The sequence below is a fragment of the Wenjunlia vitaminophila DSM 41686 genome (assembly GCF_000380165.1).
GTDB lineage: Bacteria > Actinomycetota > Actinomycetes > Streptomycetales > Streptomycetaceae > Wenjunlia > Wenjunlia vitaminophila.
The window spans coordinates 134,265-153,206 of sequence record NZ_KB904735.1 but is presented as its reverse complement, the minus strand read 5'-3'; the positions used below and the strand labels follow the sequence as shown (position 1 = coordinate 153,206).

The following is an 18,942-nucleotide window of genomic DNA, read 5'->3' as shown; positions in this document are numbered from 1 at the left end:
GAGATCGTCCGATCAGCGACGGCATCCGGAGGACCCCATGCGGCACCCCGAGCGTTCCAAGGGCGACGGCGCGCCAGGCACCGATCCCGCCGAGGCCAAGCAGGCACAGCTCGACCAGGTGCGGGACCGCCCGGAAGGCACTCGGCTCAGCACGAACTTCGGCACCCGGGTCGGCGACACCGACAACTCGCTGCGCGTGGGCGAGCGCGGCCCCACCCTCCTGGAGGACTTCCACTTCCGGGAGAAGATCACCCACTTCGACCACGAGCGGATTCCGGAACGGGTAGTGCACGCCAGGGGTGCGGGGGCGCACGGCTACTTCCAGCCCTACGCCTCACTCGCGGCGTACACCACGGCGGACTTCCTCCAGGACCCGGCCCGCAGGACCCCGGTGTTCGTGCGGTTCTCGACGGTGGGCGGGTCCCGCGGCTCCGCGGACACGGTGCGCGACGTGCGGGGGTTCGCGACGAAGTTCTACACCCGCGAGGGCAACTACGACCTGGTCGGCAACAACTTCCCGGTGTTCTTCATCCAGGACGCCATCAAGTTCCCGGACTTCGTGCACGCGGTGAAGCCGGAGCCCGACAACGAGATCCCCCAGGCGTCCTCCGCCCACGACACCTTCTGGGACTTCGTCTCCCTGCAACCGGAGACGCTGCACACGGTGATGTGGCTGATGTCCGACCGGGCGCTGCCGCGCAGCTACCGGATGATGCCGGGGTTCGGGGTGCACACCTTCCGCTTCGTCAACTCGGAGGGCCGCGGCACCCTGGTGAAGTTCCACTGGCGGCCGATGCTCGGCACCCACTGCCTGGTCTGGGACGAGTGCCAGAAGATCGCCGGCAAGGACCCCGACTACAACCGCCGCGACCTGTGGGACGCCATCGCCAGCGGCAACTACCCCACGTACGAGTTGGGGGTGCAGATGGTGCCCGAGGAGGACGAGTTCACCTTCGACTTCGACCTGCTGGACGCCACCAAGATCATTCCGGAGGAGGTGGTGCCGGTCCAGCCCATCGGGAAGATGGTGCTGAACCGCAACCCGGACAACTTCTTCGCCGAGACCGAGCAGGTCGCCTTCCACACCGCCCACGTCGTCCCCGGCATCGACTTCACCAACGACCCGCTCCTCCAGGGCCGCAACTTCTCCTACCTGGACACCCAACTGATCCGTCTCGGCGGGCCCAACTTCGAGCAGTTGCCGATCAACCGACCGGTGGCCGAGGTGCGCAACAACCAGCGGGACGGCTACGGCCAGCACCGCATCCACCCCGGCACGACCTCCTACTCACCCAACACGCTGGGCGCCGGCTGCCCCGCGGTGGTGGCGGGCGCCGGGGCGTACGCCCACCGCCAGGAACGGGTGGAGGGGTCGACCATCAGGAAGCGCAGCGAGAGCTTCCAGGACCACTACAGCCAGCCCACGCTGTTCTGGAACAGCATGGTGGGGTGGGAGAAGGACCACACCGTCGCGGCGTTCCGGTTCGAGCTCGGCAAGGTGGCGCACCCCGAGGTGCGCCGGCGGACCGTCGCGGAGCTCGGCAAGATCGACCACGTCCTGGCCACCCGGGTCGCGCAGGGCCTCGGTCTCGAGCCCCCGCCCGCCCCCGAGGGGGGTCGGCCGGTCAACCACGCCCGCACCTCCGCGGCGCTGAGCCTGACCGCGCAGGGGGCCGGCTCGACGGCCACCCGCAAGGTCGCCCTCCTGGTCGGGGACGGGGTGGACGCCGGGCAGGTGCGTGCGATCACCGAGGCGCTCACCGTCACCGGGGCGGTCCCCGAGGTGCTCGCGGCGCGTGACGGCGCGGTGCTGGCCGCGGGCGGCGGCGAGCTGGAGGTGGACCGGGCGATGTCCACCATGGCGTCGGTGCTCTACGACGCGGTGTGCGTGCCGGGCGGCGAGGAGTCCACCCAGGCCCTGCTGGACGACGGCCTCGCGGCGCACTACGTGGCGGAGGCGTTCAAGCACGGCAAGGCGGTGGGCGCGGTGGGCTCCGGGGTGGCGTTCGTCCGGGGCCTCGACCTGCCCGGGGTGCGCCTCGCCGACGGGGAGGAGGTGTGCAGCCACCGCGGCGTGGTGACCGCCGGCGCCGTGCCCGGTGGCTTCGCCGGCGCGTTCCTCGAGGCTCTCGCGGCCCACCGGCACTGGGACCGGGACACCGACCGCGTCGCCGCCTGAGCGCGCGTCGCCCACCGGCCCCGGCCCCAGTCCCGCCCCCGAACGGACCCGGCACGGGGCCGGGTGCCGGGTGCGGGTGCCGGGTGCGGGGCCGGTCAGCGGATCGGCATCCCGGAGAGGGCTCGCGCGATCACCAGCCGTTGGATCTCGCTGGTGCCCTCGAAGATGGTGTAGACGGCGGCGTCCCGGTGCATCCGCTCCACGGGGTACTCCCGGGTGAAGCCGTTCCCGCCCAGGATCTGCATGGCCTGCGCGGTGACCCACCGGGCGGTCTCCCCGGCGTACAGCTTGGACATGGAGCCCTCGGCCGCGGTGAACGGCTTGCCGGCCACGGCCATCCACGAGGCCCGCCACACCAGCAGCCTGGCGGCGTCGATCCGGGTGCGCATGTCGGCGAGCTGGAACGCGATCCCCTGGTTCTCGATGATCGGCCGGCCGAACTGGACCCGGGTCCTGGCGTAGTCCAGGGCCACCTCGTAGGCGGCGCGGGCGATCCCGACGGCCTGGGCGCCGACCGCGGGACGGGACGCCTCGAACGTCGCCATGGCGGCGTTGCGGCTCCGCTCCCCCGTGGCGGAACGCTCGCGGGCCCTGGCCAACCGCGCGTCGAGATTCTCCTTCCCGCCGAGCAGGCAGCGCCCGGGCACCCGGACGTCGTCGAGGACGACCTCGGCGGTGTGGGAGGCACGGATGCCGTGCTTCTTGAACTTCTGCCCCTGCGACAGTCCCCGGGTACCGGGTGGGACGACGAACGAAGCCTGCCCGCGGGCGCCGAGCTCGGGTTCGACCGAGGCGACCACCACGTGGACGTCGGCGAGGCCGCCGTTGGTGGCCCAGGTCTTGGTGCCGTTGAGCACCCACTCGTCGGTGGCCCCGTCGTAGCGCGCCCTGGTGCGCATCGCCGAGACGTCGGACCCGGCGTCCGGCTCGGAGGAGCAGAACGCGGCGAGCTTGATGTCGTCCGGGGTGCCGAACATCTGCGGCACCCACTCCCCTATCTGTTCCTCGGTGCCGTTGGCCAGCACGCCCACCGCGGCCAGGGTGGTGCCGACCACGGACAGGCCGATCCCGGCGTCACCCCAGAACAGCTCCTCCATGACCACCGGGACCCCGAGACCGGTCGGGTCGAAGTAGCACTGGGCGTAGAAGTCCATGGAGTACAGACCGATCCGGGCTGCCTCGCGCAGCACCGGCCAGGGCGTCTCCTCGCGCTCGTCCCACTCGGCGGCGGCTGGTCGCATCACGTCGGCGGCGAAGCCGTGGACCCAGTCGCGGAGCTGGACCTGGTCGTCGTTGAGTTCGAGCGTGGAATCGCCCATGTTCCCTCCGGGTGCGCGGATCGGTGGTGCCCGGCGGGTCACCCGGGCACCGGACCCGCGGTGTCACCTGCGGTGGCCGAAGTCTTTTACCGGTCAGTAAGCGATGTCAACGCCCTGGCACCGGATGGGCCCACGTGACCTGGGCATGTGGCCGCACGGGGGTGCCGTCGGGTCCTGATCCGCTGTCCGGAGTCGGTAGGCTTCCCTCGCGACCGTTGGCCTGCGCCGCTCGTCCCGGCTACGGCCCACGGGGGATGGCAGGTGACCGGCGGCCCGGCCGCGACTCGAGGAGGAGCACCAACGATGCAGGATGCCTCGCCACAGCAGGGCAGCTCGGAGCCGTTGACGCCGCGTGCCAAGCTCGCGGTCACCGCGGGCAAGGTCGTGGCGGCGGTGTCCCGTTCCGCCGGCCGGGGCAGCGGCTCGGTGATCGGCGGCAAGGTCGCGCTGCGCGTGGACCCCGACCTGCTGGCCCGGCTGGCGACCCACCTCGACGTGGTGCTGGTGTCCGCGACCAACGGCAAGACGACCACCACCCGGCTGATCGCCGAGGCGCTGCGCGCGCACGGCCCGGTGGTCTCCAACGCCCTCGGCGCCAACATGCCGGCCGGGATCACCTCCGCCCTGGCCGGTGGTTCCGCGGCGAAGTACGGCGTGATCGAGGTGGACGAGAAGTACCTGGCGACGGTCGCCCGGGACGTTCGGCCCAAGGCCATCGCGCTGCTCAACCTCTCCCGGGACCAACTGGACCGGGCCGCGGAGACCCGGATGCTGGCCGAACGCTGGCGCGAGGGCCTGTCCGGAACCGACGCCTGGGTGGTGGCCAACGCCGACGACCCGCTGGTGGCCTGGGCCGCGTCTTCCTGCCCGCACGTGGTCTGGGTGGCCGCTGGCCAGAGCTGGAAGGACGACGCCTGGTCCTGCCCGTCCTGCGGTGGGGTCCTCCAACGGCCCGGCGACGACTGGCTCTGCGCGGAGTGCGGTTTCCGCCGGCCCCCGCCGACCTGGGCCCTGTCCGGTGACTACGTCCTGGACCCGAACGGCACCGCCTGGCCGATGTCGCTCCAGCTCCCCGGCCGCGCCAACAAGGCCAACGCGGCGACGTCCGCCGCGGTGGCCTGGGTGTTCGGAGTGCCCCCCGAGACGGCGTTGGAGCGGATGAAGTCGGTCGCCGCGGTGGCCGGCCGCTATGACGTGGTCAACTACCAGGGGCGCGACCTGCGGCTCCTGCTGGCGAAGAACCCGGCCGGTTGGTTGGAGACGTTCTCCCTGATCGATCCGCCCCCGACCCCGGTGCTCCTCTCGGTCAACGCCCTGGGCGCCGACGGCACCGACACCTCCTGGCTGTGGGACGTGGACTACCCACGGCTGGCCGGGCACCCGATCTTCGTGATCGGCCAGCGCAAGCTGGACCTGGCGGTGCGCCTCGACGTCGCGGGACTGGACTTCCGGGTGTGCGAGGACGTCTCCGAGGCGGTGCGCCTCGCGCCCCCGGGACGGATGGAGTGCATCGCGAACTACACGGCGTTCCAGCAGCTTCGCCGCCAGGTCGGCGGTTGAGTCAGGTGACACGACGACAGGGAGTGAGCAGATCCGTGAGCGAGTCCGTCCTGCGCCTGGTGTGGGTCTACCCGGACCTGCTGTCCACCTACGGCGACCAGGGGAACGTCCTGGTGGTGGAGCGCCGCGCCCGCCAGCGGGGCCTGAACGTGGCACGCGTCGACGTCCGCTCGGACCAGCAGATCCCCACCTCGGGGGACATCTACCTGGTGGGCGGTGGCGAGGACCGGCCACAGCGGCTCGCAGCGGAGCGGCTGCGCCGCGACGGGGGCCTGTCCAGGGCCGCGGGCAACGGCGCGATCATCTTCTCGGTGTGCGCGGGCTACCAGATCCTCGGGCACGAGTTCGTCAACGACCTCGGCCGGCGGGAGCCTGGCCTCGGCCTCCTCGACGTGGTCAGCGAGCGGGGCACCGGGGAGCGGTGCGTCGGTGACGTGCTGGCCGACATCGACCCGCGGCTGGGGCTCCCCGAGCTGACCGGGTTCGAGAACCACCAGGGCGTCACCCGGATCGGCCCGAGCGCCAAGCCGTTCGCCCGGGTGCGGATCGGCAAGGGCAACGGCACCGGCGACGGCACCGAGGGCGCCTACAACGAAACGGTGTTCGGCACCTACATGCACGGCCCGGTGATGGCCAGGAACCCGGCGATCGCCGATCTCCTGATCAAGCTGGCGCTGGACGTGAACGCCCTGCCGCCGGTGGAGGAGACCTGGTACGAGGCCCTGCGCGCCGAGCGGATCGCCGCGGCGGAGCGGCCGGCCTGACGGGGCGGACCGCCCTCGTCCGAGCGCCCATCACCGCCCCTGTGCTCTTGTAGGGTTATCCCGGGTGTGTCGTCAAGGAGGACGCCCGGGCTCCGGCACCCCGGTGCCCACGGCTCGCACGGACCCGATGCGGCCGGCCCGAGGAACCAGCCCTGGGTCCCGGCCCCGAACCTCGGCCGGGGCGCCAGCCCCGCGGCCACGGACCCACCGGTCACGAGCCCCGCGGGCAGCGGCCCGCGGGCCGCTCGGGTCACGGCCGCCGTCCCGTGCCCAGCGCCCCACCGGGCCCCGTTGCACCACGTGCCCAAGCCCCACCGGACGATGGCGTCCGGCCGCGCACCGGTTGAGTTCAGGAGTAGTTGGAAGATATGCGTATCGGAGTGTTGACCAGTGGTGGCGACTGCCCGGGCCTGAACGCGGTGATCCGGTCCGTGGTGCACCGTGGTGTGGTCGACCACGGCGACGAGGTCATCGGGTTCCGGGACGGCTGGAAGGGCCTGCTGGAGTGCGACTACCGGGAGCTCGACCTGGACGCGGTGTCGGGCATCCTGGCCCGTGGCGGCACCATCCTCGGCTCGTCCCGGGTACAGCCCGCGCACCTGCGGGACGGGGTGCAGCGCGCCCGGCAGCACCTCGCCGACCTGGGCCTTGACGCGGTCATCCCGATCGGTGGCGAGGGCACCCTCAAGGCCGCCCGGATGCTCTCCGACGCCGGACTGCCGATCGTCGGTGTTCCCAAGACCATCGACAACGACATCTCCGCCACCGATGTGACCTTCGGCTTCGACACGGCCGTCGGCGTCGCCACGGAGGCGCTGGACCGGCTCAAGACCACGGCGGAGTCCCACCAACGGGTACTGATCGTCGAGGTCATGGGGCGGCACACCGGCTGGATCGCCCTCCACTCCGGCATGGCGGCCGGTGCGCACGCCATCGTGGTGCCCGAGCGGCCCTTCGACGTCACCGAGCTGGCCGAACTGGTCGGCAAGCGGTTCGCCGCGGGCAAGCGGTTCGCCATCGTGGTGGTCGCCGAGGGGGCCAAGCCGCGACCGGGGACGATGGAGTTCGACGAGGGCGGCAAGGACGTCTACGGGCACGAGCGGTTCGCCGGGGTCGCCCGCCAGCTCGCCGTGGAACTGGAGCAGCGCCTGGGCAAGGAGGCCCGGCCGGTCATCCTCGGCCACGTGCAGCGGGGTGGCACCCCCACCGCCTACGACCGGGTGCTGGCCACCCGGTTCGGCTGGCACGCGGTGGAGGCGGTGCACGACGGCGCGTTCGGCATGATGACGACGCTGCGCGGCACGGACATCACCCTGGTGCCGCTGGCCGAGGCGGTGGAACACCTGAAGACGGTGCCGCCGGCCCGCTACGTGGAGGCGGAGTGCGTGCTGTGAGCTGAGCCGGACGCACGCCGTCCGGTCCGCCCGGCGCGTGCATCGCCGGGTCGCGGGGCCCGTCGTCCGCCTGGTCGGACGCCGGGCCCCGCCGCCGTTGACCGGCGGGGGCGGGTGCGGGGGCGCGGCGCGCCAGGACTACTGTGGTGGGGGCACGGCAAGCAGGACGAACGCCGCGAAGCGGTCGCCCGGCGACGCCGGCGGACGGCCGGGTGCGGCGCAGGACCGCTCCGCCGTCCGACCACTCGGAACAGGGCCGTCGCCGTCCCATCGGCAGACTCACGAAAGAGGCCACGGCATGGACCACGACGGGCACGGGAGCGGCGTCCCGACCGACCCGTTCACGCTCTCCCGCGGGTTGGCGTTCACCGGGGAGCCGTTCTTCCTGGTGGGCTGTCTGGTCGCGCTGGCACTGTACGGCGCGGCGGTGTGGCGGCTGCGCAGGCGTGGCGACCGGTGGTCGTGGGGGCGGTCCACGGCGTTCGTCCTGGGCGTGCTGACCGTGGGCGTGGCCATGTGCACCGCGCTGAACGACTACGGCATGGTGATGTTCAGCGTGCACATGGTGCAGCACATGATCATCAGCATGGTGTCGCCGATCCTGCTGCTGCTGGGCGCCCCGGTCACGCTGGCGCTGCGGGCGCTGCCCCCGGCGGAACGCGGGCGCACCGGTCCGCGGGAGCTGCTCGTGGCGCTGCTGCACAGCCGCTACCTGCGGGTGGTCACGCACCCCGCGTTCACCATCCCGATGTTCATCGCCAGCCTCTACGCCCTGTACTTCACTCCGCTGTTCGACACCCTGATGGGCAGCAAGGCCGGGCACATCGCCATGATGGTGCACTTCCTCGCCGTGGGCCTGGTCTTCTTCTGGCCGATCATGGGAGTGGACCCGGGGCCGCACCGTCCGGGACACGTGATGCGCATCCTGGAGCTGTTCATGGGGATGCCCTTCCACGCGTTCTTCGGCATCGCCCTGATGATGTCCAGCGAGCTCGAGGTGAAGGCGTTCGACAACCCGCCGGCCTCGCTCGGGGTGAACCCGCTGTCGGACATGCACGCGGCCGGGGGCATCGCCTGGGGCTTCAGCGAGATCCCCTCGGTGCTGGTGCTGATAGCGCTCGTCTTCCAGTGGCAGCGCTCGGAGGAGCGTCAGGCCAAGCGGATGGACCGGGCCGCGGACCGGGACGGGGACGCGGAGCTGGCCGCGTACAACGCCTACCTGGCGGGTCTCGAGCAGCGGGCACACGGGGTGAAGGGCGCGCAGCCGCGCTGAGGTCGGCGCCCGCGGTGTACGCCGCACCGGCGAAAATCGGGCGTCCGAGTGGCAGCATGGACCCGAAGGACTGTTCCCACCGGGCCGTGCCGCTGCCTGTTGTGGCGGCTCGCGGAAGGAGGGCCGGATGCAGACGCCCGCGAAAACCATGATCGCGTGCACCGCGGTGAGCCTGCTCGCGGTGACGACCTACTCCGTCGCCATGGGGAGCAACGGTTGGCTCTGGTTCACCTGGGTGGTCCTGGGGCTGACCACGGTGGGTGTGATCGTGACCAGCGAGGCATAGTTCGGTCTCTGGCCTCGGTTTCGGAACCGGGGTCGGCGGTCACACGGCGTTCGTCCACGGGCCCCCGCGGCGGGGAAGATCTTTGTTATCGTGGTGGGAGCGAGTGATCGCGAACGAGGGAGGCCGGACATGGCGGGAGACGACGACATCTCCGGGTGATACCGGAAGCGATCGACCACGGGCAGGCGCGTTCGAGTGCTGCCGTGGTCACTTCGTCGTCCCGTCAGTTCTCCGCCGGGCGGCCGTGGCACGCCCGCGTCACACACGAGGTCCCTCGCATGTCCCACTCCTTCATCATCTGTTCCAACCTGCACTTCTCCTGGCCTGACGACACCCCGGTCTTCCAGGACCTCTCCTTCACCGTGGGCGCCGGCCGCACGGGCCTGGTCGCTCCGAACGGCGCCGGCAAGAGCACCCTGCTCAGGCTGATCACCGGCGAGTACCGGCCCGGCAGCGGAACCGTCTCCGTCGAGGGGGTCACCGGCTACCTCCCGCAGAGCCTCCCGCTGGTCGGCGACCTGACCGTGGCGGAGGTCCTGGGGATCGCCCCCGTGATCAAGGCGCTGGACGCCATCGAGTCGGGGGACACCAGCGAGGAACACTTCGCAACGATCGGTGACGACTGGGACGTCGAGGAGCGCACCCGTGCCCAGTTGGACCGGCTCGGACTCGGGGAGGTGTCCCTCGCCCGGCGCCTGGACACGCTCAGCGGCGGCCAGGTCGTCTCCCTGGGCCTGGCGGCCCAGTTGCTGAAGCGGCCGGACGTCCTGCTCTTGGACGAACCGACCAACAACCTCGACCTCGACGCGCGCCGCAGGCTGCACGCCGTGCTCGAGGACTTCACCGGCTGCCTGCTGTTGGTCAGCCACGACCGGGCCCTGCTCGACCGCATGGACCGCATCGCCGAGCTCGACCGGGGCGAGCTCCGTTCCCACGGCGGGAACTTCACCGCCTACCAGGAGGCGGTGCGCGCCGAGCAGGAGGTGGCCGAGAGGAACATCCGCAACGCCGAGCAGGAGGTCAAGCGCGAGAAGCGGGACATGCAGCAGGCACGTGAACGGGCCGAGCGGCGGGCCAACAACGCCGCCCGCAACATCAAGAACGCCGGCCTGCCGAAGATCGTCGCCGGTGCGATGAAGCGCAACGCCCAGGAGTCGGCCGGGAAGTCCCAGGAGCGGCAGGCGGCGCGCGTCAGCGCGGCCACGGCCCGACTCGACGAGGCCGGCCGAGCCCTGCGCGACGAGCAGAGGATCTCGCTGGACCTCCCCGGGACCGAGGTCCCGTCCGGACGCACGGTCTTCCTCGGGGAACGGGTGCGGGTACGCCGCGGCGAGCGGGAGATCTTCGCCGGTGAGGGCGTTGACCTGGTCATCAGGGGACCGGAGCGGATCGCCCTGACCGGTCCCAACGGCGCCGGGAAGTCCACCCTGCTGCGCCTGCTCGGCGGCGACCTGGAGCCGGACGGGGGCCTGACCAGGCGGGCTGACGGCCGGGTCGCCTACCTCTCGCAGCGGCTCGACCTGCTGGACCAGGACCGCACCGTGGCGGAGAACCTCGCCGCGTTCGCGCCGGGGATGCCGCGCGAGGAGCGGATGAACCTGCTGGCCCGCTTCCTGTTCCGGGGCTCCGGCGCGCACCTCCCGGTCGCGGTGCTGTCCGGGGGCGAACGCCTGCGCGCCACGCTGGCCTGTGTCCTGTTCGCAGAACCGGCACCCCAGCTCCTGCTGCTCGACGAACCGACCAACAACCTCGACCTGGTCAGCGTCGGGCAGTTGGAGAGCGCGCTGGTCGCCTACCGGGGGGCGTTCGTGGTGGTCAGCCACGACGAGCGGTTCCTGGCGGAGATCGGGGTCAACCGGTGGCTCCGGCTCACCGGGGGCCGGCTGCTGGAGACCGGGGCCACGGGGTGACCTCCGGGTCCTGAGTGGTGGTGTCGCGGCCCTCGGGGCTGGTGGGCTCGCACACCCGTGGCGCCGCTCACCGCCCGGTGCGTCCCGTGAGGTGGGTGAGGGCTTCCTGCCAGGTGCCCGTGTGCACCGGCAGGGGCCGCAGGGACGCCGCCAGTGTGTGGATGGCCTCGGTGGTGGCCGGGCGGGCGATCCAGTTGACGACGGATGCCAGCAGCCAGGCCCGGGTTGGTGGGGCACCGGCCCGGGGAGCCTGGGTGAGGACCGCGGTGACCGCCGGGCCCGGCCGCCCGGGCCTGGCCGGGTCGGGCAGGTGGAGGACGCCGCTGCCGGGGGCGGACCGCAGCGTGGTGAAGGGCTCGGGTCGTACGCGCCAACCGGCGTTGCCCAACTGTCGCGCGCGTTTGACGAGGTCGGACATCCAGGTGCGGGGGAAGAGGACCGCCTGCCGTCCTTCGTGCTCGACGACCCCGCACAGCAGCGGGATCTCGTCCCGCCCGGGGGACGCGTGGCGGCCGTAGCCGGCGAGGACGGCCTGGAGCGTCTGGTGCAGGGCGGTGGGGGTGGCGGCGCGGGTGAGGAGTTCGCCGCCGCGGAAGAGGAGGTGGAAGGTGCCGGGCCGCTCGACGGTGAGGGTGACGGGCGTGTAGCCGTCGTCGGGGATGCCGCCGGTCGCGGTCTCGGTGATCTGGCGGGACTCCTGGCCGCGTACCGCGATGCCCAGGCGTACGCCGTTGACCCGGGCGGTCAGGACCGCGTCGACGGGCTGGGCGGCAACGTTCACCGAACAGCTCGTGGGCGCCTCGGTGATCGTGGCCCGCGCGTCGGCGCCGCTGAGCGTGATCAGGGCGTGGCTGACCTCGTCGAAACCGGTGAGTACCCGCGCCGGCGTGCCGGGGGCCACCAGCACGGCGGTGGGGGTACCCCGGTGCGCGGCGTGGCGGCCGAGTCGGGTCAGGCACCGGTGTGCTGGTGCGGCCAGGGGTCGGCCCAGCGTGCGGGTGCCATCGGCATCGACCAGGAGCACGGAGGCGTCGAGTTCGGAGAGGCTGCGGCTGTTCGCCGCGAGGTCGGCAGCCAACTGGGCGCAGAAGGCGCAGGTGGCGGCCATCGCCACCACGAGCACCGGATGCGGCACCGACGCGGCGCAGTCGGCGGCGCGCACCTCCAGATCGCTGTGCGCCGCGGTAGCGGCGGCCCCGTGGGCTGGTGCGACGAGGCCGATGGCGCGCCACTGGGTGAGGCAGTGTGCGTGCTGGGCGCGGTGTTCCGCGGCGGGAGGGCGTCCGTGGAGCCAACCAAGGGCGGTCGGGCTGAGGTAGGCCGCGGCGGGTCTGCGGGTGTCCATCAGGACCCCGCCACCGCCCAGCTCGGCCACGACCACCCCTGGCAGCAACATCGGCTACGGCTGCTGGCAGAAGCCGCTGAAGCCGTTCGTCGACACGCACACGAGGCCCGGGCAGCACCCGACGGCTCCTGTGCAGCCTTCTCCCTGCACCCTGCAGGCCACGGGGGCGATGAAGGTGTCGGTGAAGATCTCTTCGATCTCGGCGATCATTTCGGCGCCCAGCTCAGGGGCGGGTGTTTCTTGCAGGTAAGTGACCATATGGGCAGGATGCGCGACCCCTGACGAGGTGTCGAGGGGGGTGTCACTCGCGAGGCTGACCGAGGTGGCTTCAAACGGCTCGGATTCGGCCGTGGTTCCCCGTTCCCGCCGGCCCCCGACCAGTACGACGATCACACCTCGGCCTGGGGTGGTCCTGGTGCTGACCTGCGGGGGAGGCGCGCGGCCCGTGGTCCCACCCACGGTGGCACCACGTGGGGCGGGAGGAAACGAGGCCGGTTCCCACCGTCGGAGCCCGTCAGGCGAGAGGCGTCCCGCCTCCGGTCCCACGGGAGCGGGAACCGACGGCGGCCGGGGTCACGGGGCGCTGGTGTCCTGGTAGGGGCTGGCCTGGGTGCGGAAGAGGGTCGCGTAGTGGCCGCCCTTGCGCAGGAGCGCGTCGTGGCTGCCCTGCTCGATGACGCGGCCTGCTCGCAGGACGTAGATGCGGTCGGCGTGGCGGACGCTGCGCAGGCGGTGGGAGATCAGTACCACCGTGCGGCTGGTGAAGAGCTGGCGCAGGCTGGTGAAGAGCTGCTCCTCGGCCTGGGCGTCGAGGGCCGCGGTGGGCTCGTCGAGGATGACCAGGGGGGCGTCGCGGTAGAAGGCGCGGGCCAGGGCCAGACGTTGCCACTGGCCGCCGGACAGGTCCGCGCCCCCGGCGAACTCCTTGCCCAGTGGGGTGTGCAGGTCCTCCGGGAGCTCCTGGAGGAAGTCGAGTGCCCCGGCCCGCCTGGCCGCTTCCCGCACGCGCCGAAGGTCGGCGGTGGCGTGCGGGCGACCGAAGGCGATGTTGTCCAGGGCGGGGAGTTTGTAGCGGGTGAAGTCCTGGAAGACCACCGCGGTGCGTTCACGATGGGCTGTGAGGTCCGTGATCGCGGCCCCGTCGTGCAGCAGGCGGCCGCTGTCCGGCGGGTAGAGCCCGGCCAGGAGGTGGGCGAGTGTCGTCTTGCCCGAGCCGTTCACCCCCACCAGGGCCACGACCTGTCCCGGCCCCAGCTCCAGGCTCACCTCCCGTACCGCCGGGATGTCCGCGCCGGGGTAGGTGTAGCACAGGCGCTCGGCGCGCAACGACCCGAACCCGTCCCCGCGCACTGGCTTCTGTTGGGGCACCAGGGCGGTCGCCGTTCCCGGGGTGCCGGGAGCCGGGGCGGGGGCGGCGAAGGTCTTCAGGTCGGTGAGGCGCAGCAGGCTGTCGCCGATACCGCTGAGCATGCCCGCGAACGTGTTGAGCCGCACCGACAGCAGCCACACCCCCGCCACGGCAGCTCCGGCGAGCGGCGCGGACAGCAGGTGACGGCTGGCCATCCACCACAGGGCGCCGACCGCCACGCACGTCACCGCCATGCCGGAGGCCTGGGCGGCCATCCGACGGCGGGCGTGGACCCTCACCAGGGCCTCGGTGTCCCGGATCTCGCGCGCGTACAGGTCCTGCCAGCGCCCGGTGAGGACTCCTGCGAGGTCCAGGGCCCGGATCTCCCTGGCCTCTCCCCGGCCGGTGAGCAGCCGTTCGAGGTACTCACGCAGCCGCCGGTTCTCCGACAGCTCGTGGTGCAGGTCGTGGTGGGCACTGCGTTCGTCGCCCGCCGCCCTGATCGCGGGAAGGGCGCCGAACACCACCAGTGGGAACAGCCACCAGGCCATGACCAGGAACGCGCCTCCCACCGCGAGCACGGTCAGGGCCGCCTGGAAGGCCGTAACGAGGAGGATGACGGCCGTGGCGGGCTGGCGGCGTGCGGCGAAGACCGCCCTCTGCAGACGGTCGTGGAAGTCCGGCTCCTCGAACCGCGGCAATTCGGCCGCCGCTGCGGCCTCGAGCACCATCCTCGCCGCCAGGCGGTCCACCTTCACCGTCAGCACCGCCATCCGCGCCGTTCCGGACAGCCGCAGGGCCCCGGCCGCGGCGCCCGTCACCAGGAGTGCGATCACCACGGGCACCAGCACGGGCGACCGCCCGGCCGCGGCGGGGCCGTGTGCCAGCACCGACCCGAACACCTTCTGCATCACCACAAGTCCCCCGGCCATCGCGCCGGCCAGGAGGACCTGCACCGAGATCACGTGGAGCACCGCCCGCCGGTCGGACAGCCAGGCCAGGCGGGCGGCGAACGCCGCCGAGGACCACAGGACGCGCACCCGCCGTTCAGCCATCACCGGTCCCCTTCCCCTGCCCCGCCGCCAACGCCCCGGGCATTCCGGGCCCACAGGAGCACATCATCATCATTGCCCCGAAGTGACCCGGCACATCCAGCGGCTGGCGGCGTCCGGCATCCCCCGGGCGTCCCGTCGAAGCGCGGCTGACACCGCTGCCTGGCCACACGGCGCCCCACGTCCCCGCCACCGTTCAGCCGAACGAGTGACGCGGGTGTGCTCCGGGGAGCGGGGGGCGTCGGATCGCCCCCGGGGGCTCGCCTCGGCGCTCCCCTCGACGCCCCGTCCTGCGCCGACGGGTGCCGTCGTGCCGTCAGAACAGGAAGTACCGCCGCGACATGGGGAGTTCCCCGGGGGGCTCCGGTTCCACGTCCTCGCCGTCGACCCGGACGGCACCGCCGTCCGCGGGGACCTCGATCCGGGGCAGGGCCGCGTTCTCCGCCATGTTCTCCTTGCCGCGTCGGCGGGTGTCGCAGAGAACGGTGCAGGACCTGCCGAGACCGAGGCGCTCGGAGAGCCCGGCATCGAGGGCGGGCTGGGCGACGAACGTCAACGCGTTGTCTGCCGGGGCGCGTCCCACGGCGCCGAACCCGGGGTGGAACGGGACGGACGGCGTGGTGGACGCCCCGGGGCCGGGGGCGTCCCGCCCGCCGTGGACGATCTGCCCGCCCTTGATGACCAGTCGGGGCCTGACGCCGAACCAGGCGGGGTCCCACAGCACCAGGTCGGCGACCTTGCCGGTGCGCACCGAGCCGATCTCCCGGTCGAGCCCGTGGGCGACCGCCGGGTTGATGGTGTACTTGGCGATGTAGCGACGGGCCCGGTGGTTGTCGGCCCGGACGTCGCCGGTCAGCCTTCCGCGCCGGCGCCGCATCAGGTGTGCGGTCCGCCAGGCGCGCGGCACCAGTTCGCCGATCCGGCCCCGGACGCCACCGCCCGAGGAGAGGATCGACAACGCTCCCAGGTCGTGCAGCACCCGCTCGGCCGCCAGCAGCGCCTCCTTCGCCGGCGCGGCGGGGCCGCCCTCCGGCGCCGGGGACGGGCCCGCCCCCGCGGCACGACCGGAGCCCGGCCGTGCGGCCAGGGTCGAGCCGGGCAGCACCCAGGGCTCGGCGGCCAGGACGAGCGCGTCGAGGAACGGGGGGTGACCGACACCGGGGGCCAGGGTGGCGTGGACGGCACGCCCCGCGACCGCGTCCGCGGTGTCCCTGAGGGACCCGGCCTCGTTCCGCGGATCGGGGCGCAGCAGCAGGGGGACGCCGGTGGCGTCGCAGACGGTCAGACAGGCGTCGACGGCGGCGGGGGTGACCCCCCTGACGGGGTGGACCCGGAACCCGGCCGCCCCGGACCGCACCTGGGTGTGCAGCGACTGGGCGCTCGTGGTGCTCCCCAGGCCGAGCAGGGCGATGTTGACCGGGAACGCCTCCATCGCCTGGAGCATCCCGGCCAGGTGCCAGGGGCCGGGGGTGACGCCGGTGGTCACGGTGCCGTCGGCGGGACCGGTACCGCCACCGACGAGTGTGGTGACCCCCGCGGCCAGGGCGTCCCCCACGACCCGGGGGTGGACCAGGTGGGTCCCGGTGTCGATGGCTCCCGCGGTGAGGATCTGCCCGTTGCCGCTGATCACTTCCGTCTCCGGGCCGATCACCAGCCCGGGGTGGACCCGGTCCATGGTGTCGGGGTTGCCCGCCTTGGCCAGGGCGGCGATCCGGCCGTTGCGGATGCCGACGTCGGCCTTGACCACGCCCCAGTGGTCCAGGACCACGACCCCGGTGATCACGGTGTCCGGCGCGCCCTCCGCGCGGGTCACCCTGGCCTGGCCCAGCGGCTCGCGGAGCGTGCCGCCCGGCCCGAGGAGCGCCTCGTCACCCGCCCTGCCCGGGCCGCCGCACAGGTCCCGCTCGACCTGGATCAGCAGGTCGGTGTCGGCGAGCCTGATCCGGTCGCCCACGGTGGGGCCGTACAGCTCGGTGTAGTTCCGCCGCTCGATCCCGGTCATGAGGACACACCCCCGGTCCCCCGCGGTGGCCGTAACCCGCCGAAGGGCACCAGGTCCACCTCGAGCTCGACCCCGGGGTCGAACCGGACGGTGGTGCCGGCCGGGACGTGCAACCGCAGCCCCCGCGCGGAGCCGCGGTCGAACTCCAGCTCGGCGTTGACCTCGGCGAAGGGATGGTGGGAACCGACCAGCACGGGATGCCGCGCGGTGTTGCGCACGGTGAGCCGCACGGGCTCGCGCCCGGCGTTCAGCGGCACGGGCTCGGTGCCGGCCAGGACCTCCCCGGGGACCACGGCGGTCAGCCGATCGGCCGGTGGACGGTGACCAGGTGGGCGCCGTCGGGGAAGGTGGCCTCCACCCGCACCTCGGGGATCATCTCGGGCACTCCCTCCAGCACGTCGTCACGGGTGAGCACGGCGCGGCCGGACTCCGCGAGCTCCGCGGCGGTCCGGCCGTCCCTGACCCCCTCCAGCAGGTGGGCGGTGAGCACGGCGACCGCTTCCGGGTGGTTGAGCCGCAGGCCCCTGGCCCGGCGGCGCAGCGCGACGTCGGCCGCGACGTGGACGAGTAAGAGCTCCTGCTCGCGCGGGGTCAAGTCCATGGCGTTCACTGTACGTTCGCCGCGCCCGCGGACATCAGGGCCCGTAGGCCGTTCTGGAACACCTCCGGGGTGACCTCGTCGAACAGCGCCTGCTGGGACAGGTAGCCCTGGACCAGCCCGAGCAGGGTGCGCGCCACCTGCTCGGCGGGGATGTCGGCCCGTATCCTCCCTGACCGCTGGTAGCTCTCCACCAGCCCCTGCCAGGCGCCGGCCATCTCGGTGAACCCCCGCTCCAGGGCGGCGGCGAGCTCGGCGTTGCGCAGGGTCTCGCTCCACACCTGGAGGATCAGCCGGGCCCTGGCGCGCGCCTCCCCCGGCTCCCCCGTGGACCCGACCTGCCACAGCACCCGGCCGAGGATCTCGTCCAGCGGCGGGGTGGGGTCCGCGGCCAGGACGGCGTCGAAGGCGGTCCTGACGTCGCCCAGGGTCTCCATGGCGATGGCAGCGATGATCTCTTCCTTCCCCCGGAAGTAGCGGTAGACGGCCCCCGCGGACAGGTCGACCTCCCGGAGCACGTCCTGCATCGATGTGGCGTGGAAGCCGTTGAGGGTGAAGGCGCGCCGGGCCCCGTCGAGGATCTGGCGGCGACGCGCGTCGAGGTGGGCCTGGGAGGTACGAGCCATGTCGTTAATCATAAAACGAATGTTCATTCTTGACAAGGGTGGGGACCCGACACCACAGTGATCCCACCAAAAAGAACGAGCATTCGCTTTATGAGAGAGAACGCCATGCCCCCTCCCCCAAGCTCCACCCGGCGCGCCGTGGCCGTCGTGGTGATGGTGCCGGTGCTGGTCGCGTTCGCCCTGTGGGCGTTCGCCTGGCCCGCCGCACGCACCGCACCGCGGGACCTGCCGGTCGGGGTGGCCGGCCCCGCCGAGGCCGCCGCCCCCGTCCAGCAGCAGCTCGAGCAGCACGGGGACGCCTTCGACGTCCACCGTTTCGCTGACGAGGCCGCCGCCCGGAGGGCGATCGTGCACCGCGATGTCTACGGCGCCGTCGTCACCACCCCGCGCGGCCCCCGGCTGCTGACCGCGTCAGCGGCGAGCCCGGCGGTCGCCCAGTTGCTCCGCGACGCCGTCGCCTCCCAGACGCCGCCGAACGCCCCGCCGCAGGTCGAGGACGTGGTGCCGGCCCCGGCTTCCGACCCCAGGGGCAGCGCGTTGAGCGCCAGCGTCCTGCCGTTGGCCCTGGCCGCCGTCGCCACCGGGCTCCTGGTCGCGATGGGACGACTGGGCGCCCGTCGCTCCGTCGCCGCCCTGTTCGCCGCGTCCGCGCTGATCGGCGCGGTGAGCGCCGCCATGACCAGCAGTTGGCTGGAGATCCTGCCCGGCAACTGGTGGGCGGTGGCCGGCTCGGTGTCCCTGACCGTGCTGGCCGGCGCCGCCCTGGTGGCGGGGTGCGCGGCCCTGCTCGGCCACCCCGGTCTGGGCCTGGGCGCGGTGCTGGTGGTACTGCTCGGCAACCCCTTCTCCGGGGTGCCCTCGGCGCCGGAGCTCCTCCCCCGGCCGGCCGGGCTGATCGGTCAGCTCCTCCCCCCGGGGGCGGGCGGCAGCCTGCTGCGCAGCGTGTCCTTCTTCGACGGCAACGCGGCCCTCGGCCCCAGCCTCGTCCTGACCGCCTGGTCGGTGCTCGGCCTCGCCGCGATCGTCCTGGGCGCGCTGCGCCCGCACGCCCGGCGCGCCGCGGCCACGCCCGCCCCCACGCCCACCACGCGAACGCCTCCCACCCGGGCCACCCAGGTCGCCACGGCCGACCAGCAGACCCCGACGGCTCCCGGCAACCCGCACACCCAGCCGGTCGGCTGACCCTGCCCCCACTCCCGCCGCCCGCGTTCCGGTCCCCGGACGCGGGCGGCGGCGTGCTGTCCACCACCCACGTCCGCGCACCGGGTGGGGCCGCGGGCCGGGCC

16 protein-coding genes are annotated in these 18,942 nt (G+C 72.9%); 8 read left to right on the top strand and 8 right to left on the bottom strand.

The genetic code is table 11. The annotated features are described in order from the left end of the window. Positions 1-37: 37 nt before the first annotated feature. The gene (locus A3IG_RS0127605) at positions 38-2,179 is read left to right on the top strand and encodes a catalase (RefSeq protein WP_018386825.1); all 2,142 of its coding nucleotides are present in this window, start codon (positions 38-40) and stop codon (positions 2,177-2,179) included. A 95-nt stretch (positions 2,180-2,274) separates the two neighbouring features. Here the strand turns inward: A3IG_RS0127605 and A3IG_RS0127600 are convergent, their stop codons facing one another. After that, positions 2,275-3,498, bottom strand: a complete 1,224-nt coding sequence (locus tag A3IG_RS0127600) for an acyl-CoA dehydrogenase family protein (protein ID WP_018386824.1) — start codon at positions 3,496-3,498, stop codon at positions 2,275-2,277. Between the two features lie 303 nt (positions 3,499-3,801). Here A3IG_RS0127600 and A3IG_RS0127595 point away from each other — a divergent pair, with 303 nt between their 5' ends. The 6 genes from A3IG_RS0127595 (at position 3,802) to abc-f (ending at position 10,685) form a co-directional block, all read left to right on the top strand. Then, on the top strand, positions 3,802-5,058 hold the full coding sequence (locus tag A3IG_RS0127595) for a MurT ligase domain-containing protein (RefSeq protein ID WP_018386823.1): 1,257 nt from the start codon (positions 3,802-3,804) through the stop codon (positions 5,056-5,058). Positions 5,059-5,093: 35 nt separating this feature from the next. Continuing rightward, positions 5,094-5,822, top strand: a complete 729-nt coding sequence (locus A3IG_RS0127590) for a type 1 glutamine amidotransferase (RefSeq protein WP_018386822.1) — start codon at positions 5,094-5,096, stop codon at positions 5,820-5,822. Positions 5,823-6,190: 368 nt separating this feature from the next. Continuing rightward, positions 6,191-7,216, top strand: a complete 1,026-nt coding sequence (locus A3IG_RS0127585) for a 6-phosphofructokinase (RefSeq protein WP_026220736.1) — start codon at positions 6,191-6,193, stop codon at positions 7,214-7,216. 298 nt (positions 7,217-7,514) lie between these two features. Next, positions 7,515-8,489 (top strand): cytochrome c oxidase assembly protein, encoded by a 975-nt coding sequence (locus tag A3IG_RS0127580; RefSeq protein WP_018386820.1) that lies wholly within the window; start codon positions 7,515-7,517, stop codon positions 8,487-8,489. A 127-nt stretch (positions 8,490-8,616) separates the two neighbouring features. After that, on the top strand, positions 8,617-8,775 hold the full coding sequence (locus A3IG_RS34705; RefSeq protein ID WP_018386819.1) for a hypothetical protein: 159 nt from the start codon (positions 8,617-8,619) through the stop codon (positions 8,773-8,775). A 278-nt stretch (positions 8,776-9,053) separates the two neighbouring features. Beyond that, a complete protein-coding gene (gene abc-f, locus A3IG_RS0127570) occupies positions 9,054-10,685 on the top strand; it encodes a ribosomal protection-like ABC-F family protein (RefSeq protein ID WP_018386818.1) in 1,632 nt (543 codons plus the stop codon). Between the two features lie 67 nt (positions 10,686-10,752). Here the strand turns inward: abc-f and A3IG_RS0127565 are convergent, their stop codons facing one another. From A3IG_RS0127565 to A3IG_RS0127535, 7 genes are all read right to left on the bottom strand, one after another. Further along, entirely contained in the window at positions 10,753-12,081 is a 1,329-nt protein-coding gene (locus A3IG_RS0127565; RefSeq protein ID WP_018386817.1) for a hypothetical protein, read from the bottom strand. A gap of 3 nt (positions 12,082-12,084) precedes the next feature. Beyond that, positions 12,085-12,423: a hypothetical protein gene (locus A3IG_RS0127560; RefSeq protein WP_018386816.1), complete on the bottom strand. Its 339-nt coding sequence runs from the start codon at positions 12,421-12,423 to the stop codon at positions 12,085-12,087. A 180-nt stretch (positions 12,424-12,603) separates the two neighbouring features. Continuing rightward, complete coding sequence (locus tag A3IG_RS0127555) at positions 12,604-14,433, bottom strand: ABC transporter ATP-binding protein (protein WP_018386815.1); 1,830 nt, start codon at positions 14,431-14,433, stop codon at positions 12,604-12,606. 313 nt (positions 14,434-14,746) lie between these two features. Then, a complete protein-coding gene (locus A3IG_RS0127550) occupies positions 14,747-16,432 on the bottom strand; it encodes an amidohydrolase family protein (RefSeq protein WP_018386814.1) in 1,686 nt (561 codons plus the stop codon). Continuing rightward, positions 16,429-16,725: an urease subunit beta gene (ureB, locus tag A3IG_RS0127545; protein WP_018386813.1), complete on the bottom strand. Its 297-nt coding sequence runs from the start codon at positions 16,723-16,725 to the stop codon at positions 16,429-16,431. Before ureB ends, A3IG_RS0127550 begins: the two co-directional genes overlap by 4 nt. Before the next feature lie 5 nt (positions 16,726-16,730). Then, positions 16,731-17,033, bottom strand: a complete 303-nt coding sequence (locus tag A3IG_RS0127540; RefSeq protein WP_040912489.1) for an urease subunit gamma — start codon at positions 17,031-17,033, stop codon at positions 16,731-16,733. Between the two features lie 5 nt (positions 17,034-17,038). After that, complete coding sequence (locus tag A3IG_RS0127535) at positions 17,039-17,656, bottom strand: TetR/AcrR family transcriptional regulator (RefSeq protein ID WP_018386811.1); 618 nt, start codon at positions 17,654-17,656, stop codon at positions 17,039-17,041. A 90-nt stretch (positions 17,657-17,746) separates the two neighbouring features. Between A3IG_RS0127535 and A3IG_RS0127530 the strand changes: the two genes are divergently transcribed. Next, entirely contained in the window at positions 17,747-18,838 is a 1,092-nt protein-coding gene (locus A3IG_RS0127530; RefSeq protein WP_018386810.1) for an ABC transporter permease, read from the top strand. Positions 18,839-18,942: the final 104 nt, after the last annotated feature.